The organism is Rhodococcus sp. KBS0724 (assembly GCF_005938745.2).
Taxonomy (GTDB): Bacteria; Actinomycetota; Actinomycetes; order Mycobacteriales; family Mycobacteriaceae; genus Rhodococcus_F.
In genome coordinates this window covers 3,309,515-3,313,181 of sequence record NZ_VCBX02000001.1, presented here as the reverse complement: position 1 = coordinate 3,313,181, position 3,667 = coordinate 3,309,515, and the positions used below count along the sequence as shown (strand labels likewise).

Here is a 3,667-nt window from a genome sequence, read left to right as displayed (position 1 = left end):
AACCTGCATCCGCGGGGTACTACTACGCACTAAGGTGCAGAGTGGCACCTACGGGGGAGTTTGTGCCTGATCGACTTACCGGTAGAGGGGAATCAATTGAAATTCAGGACTAGACGGATGCTTGCTGGGCCGATGCTGACTACGCTTATTGCAGTGCTAGCGCTCTCGACAAACCCGATAACAGCGTCCGCTGCGCCGGCTTCTCTGGACCCAGACCCGTTCTACGCACAAACCGAAGCTGCAACCGGGCCCGTCGGCACACCCATCTCCGTCCGACGAGCCCCGGACCTCCTCACTTTTCCGGGAGCCGCTATCTGGCAGGTGAACTTCAGATCGCTGAACTCGGCAAACAATCCGATAGTCGCCGTCACCACCGTCGTGATCCCTGCCAATCACGCACCCGACGGACCCCTGTTGTCGTACCAGCACATCGTCAACGCTCTGGGAACTGAATGCGCACCATCGCGAGCGCTCTACAGCTCCGACCCCCGGAGCACTTACCGTGAAGCCGTCGCACTGAACATCGCACTACAACGCGGCTGGGCAATTGCGCTTCCTGACCATCTCGGTCCCACCAGCGCCTACGGCGCCGCGCGCCTCGGCGGCCAGATCACACTCGACGGAATCCGTGCGGTACAGAAGTTGCCCGAACTCGGGCTCACCTCCAGCCCCGTCGGAATCGCAGGCTATTCCGGCGGCGGTATGGCAACAGCGTGGGCAGCAGCACTTGCCCCGACCTATGCCCCGGAAATCAACATCGTCGGAGTTGCCGAAGGCGGCGTACCCATGAATATCACCAAGATGGCAAACGCCCTCGGCCGCGATCCCCATCCAGCATTCGGTCTGGCATTTGCAGCTGCACTGGGCCTCGAACGCGAGTACCCGACCGAACTACCACTGACCAGCCAACTCAACGGTGTCGGACATGCCCTGGCTGCAGACTTGTCCAACGCCTGCACAACCCAACTCCTCATCACCGGAGCCGGTCGAAGCGCCACCGACGTAGCGCAGTCGACATCGATGCTCGACGATCCAGGCGCCATCAGCGTCATGAACGACAACAGTGTCGAACTGTATCCCGGCGTCCCGACCGCGCCGGTCTACGAATGGCACAGTGCCACAGACAATCTGATTCCGGTCGACTCCGTCGTCGCAACGATGGCCCGATACTGCGCAGCAGGCGCGACAATCCAAAGTGTGTTGGGCCCCAATCTGGATCACCTCACTGTTGGCGCCATCGGACTGCCGGCCGCAGTCGACTACCTCCAGGACCGATTTGCCGGTCGACCAGCGCCGAGTAACTGCTGACATGAGCGTTACGTGGCCAAATCTTGCGCGCGGTGGCATCGTAAAGGCATGAATGATGCGGACGATACCGGCGCAGCAGCCGAAGGTAACTACAGCCTCGATCCCGACGACCAACTGCAACCGGAAGACACCCTGATAGATCGGGGCGTCGACGACATCCTCGACGAGGGGATTTCGCCGCCGGAGCGTCCCTATGCCCTCGGTGACACGGAAACGGGGGAGACCCTCGACCAACGCCTGGCCGAAGAAGAACCCGACCCCGCTGCGAAGCTGGGAGATCCGTTGAACGAACCAGGCGACGCAGAAGACGTTGTCCGCGAAACCGAGTTTCCACCCGATCGTGAAGTGGGCAACCGCCGCGCAGGACGCCTTGTCGCCGAGGACGAGGGCCGGTACGAGGACGAGGAAAGCAACCTGGTGGCCGAGGACGTCGGTGTCGACGGTGCTGCAGCATCAGCGGAGGAAGCTGCCATTCACATCATCGAGGACTAGCTGGGCGACGTCATGACAATTGTGTGGACGTGATTTCCGCCCAGTCGTTTGCTCTCGTACATCGCAGAATCGGCCAGGCGGTGAAGAGCATCGATTCCGGCTTCCTCAGTATCCGAATCCGGCCAACTGCCATTGTGAACAGCGATTCCGATACTTGTTGTCGATCGTGGTTCCACAATCGGTGTATTCATTGCGGGGTGAATTCGCGAGATAAGTGCACCAACATCAGAGAGCGGCATGATCTGAACCACGATAAATTCGTCACCGCCGACTCTGGCAATTGCCGCATCAGATCGCGCCCACCCGGTCAATCGATTCGCTGTTCGGATGATGACACGGTCACCGACATCATGTCCGAATGTATCGTTGAATTGCTTGAAATTATCGATGTCGATGACAACAACCAACAAGGATTGGCCGATTCCGGATTTGGATCGAATCAACTCTGCTGTACGACGAGCCAGACCGCGGCGATTGAGAAGATCGGTTAGCGGATCGAGCTCCGAACCCTGCGCGTCGTTGCTCAGAAGTACCAACGCAATCTGTGTCAGGAACGGAATGACGCTGATGACACTCACCGCAAATAGGATTCGTCCAAAAGTTTCGAAGAAAGTCGTCGGTTCTTCGGTGAATACGCCGCAACATGCTGCGATGACGATGGTGATCGAAAACAGCAGGTGAACGAGGTGAGCACGCATGTTATGGAAGAAAGCGATATACGTACCGATCAGCCCGAACACCAGCGATCCGAGAAGTCGCTGATCAATATCCGCTTCAGTGAGCACGATAATGGCGATCGACACATCGCTGGCGATGACAAACTGAAGTGAGCGGTTTCTCGTCGTCGTCCATACCGGGTATGTCAATCCACCTATCAGCGCGAGTACACCGACGATCAGGTCGAGCGGAATGCTGCTTACTTGATCGGATGCCGTTCCCAGGCGTTTTCCCACAACGGTGATTCCCATGGAAACAACCATGAGGCCGATCAGTATTCGTGTGGTTTTCAAGAACCCATTGCCACGAAGCAACCGGGTAAATCGATCAAATTGGTCAGGCATGGCGAGCCAGCGTTCGACCACTTCACCTATTGGCTTCACTGAGGGCGTGGGCCTCGCGAACTCGTGAGCGGGAATGTGGGCACGCTGACGAGTTTAGTCGTATATCGAATTTCTTCGAGGCTTCTGGCACCCCTCAAATTGCCTCAATACGTCACTGTGACGTATTGAGCTGGGGGACGCGGAACCGGGAAGGCGCCAGCCGTTGATCGGAATCTCGCCCAGGGCCGTCATGTGCCCATATCTGGACCAGGCGACGCCGGTTGCCTTAGTGCCAGGCCTGGGCGTTCGGGCGTGGCCGGGATGCAAGATCTGGGCGGCGAATGATTGGCGCGGCCGCGACCAGTCGGGCACACACGCGGATGTACAAGATGGGGCGTGCGTAGGTAGGCGCGGACACGCATCAAGGGGCATGGCATTGCGCAGGCCATCCACCACATATCCCCAGGTCAACAATTTGCCGATAATCTACATTATGTCAAGTAGCGTAGATCTGGACGTCTGGAGAACCTTCCCCAAGGATCAGACACAGATTGAGCACACAGCTTCGGAGACGGTCTCGACGGCGATCCGTCGTTTCCTCATCCTGCAATCCCACAACGCGAGCGCTTCGCCGTCTCCATACGCTGTCCGGTATTGAATCCCGCTGACGGAATCGCCGGCCGGTTGGTCTTCGAATATTGCGCGGGCCCATTTCTGAGTTGATTCTCTGGGCACCGCACCTTGAGCGAGTGCGGGCAAGGCATTGATCGTCATCGCTGAACCCGGTCCGAACGAACGAAACGTCGCACCATCCGGCGCGTGCGCCC

General features: G+C 58.4%; 3 protein-coding genes. 2 read left to right on the top strand and 1 reads right to left on the bottom strand.

Translation table 11 applies throughout. The annotated features are described in order from the left end of the window. Window positions 1-132: 132 nt before the first annotated feature. The gene (locus tag FFI94_RS15230) at window positions 133-1,308 is read left to right on the top strand and encodes a lipase family protein (protein WP_260684137.1); all 1,176 of its coding nucleotides are present in this window, start codon (window positions 133-135) and stop codon (window positions 1,306-1,308) included. Window positions 1,309-1,356: 48 nt separating this feature from the next. After that, entirely contained in the window at window positions 1,357-1,800 is a 444-nt protein-coding gene (locus tag FFI94_RS15225) for a DUF5709 domain-containing protein (RefSeq protein ID WP_138868598.1), read from the top strand. Here the strand turns inward: FFI94_RS15225 and FFI94_RS15220 are convergent. Continuing rightward, window positions 1,797-2,768 (bottom strand): GGDEF domain-containing protein, encoded by a 972-nt coding sequence (locus FFI94_RS15220; protein ID WP_260684136.1) that lies wholly within the window; start codon window positions 2,766-2,768, stop codon window positions 1,797-1,799. The genes FFI94_RS15225 and FFI94_RS15220 overlap by 4 nt on opposite strands. Between the last annotated feature and the right edge of the window lie 899 nt (window positions 2,769-3,667).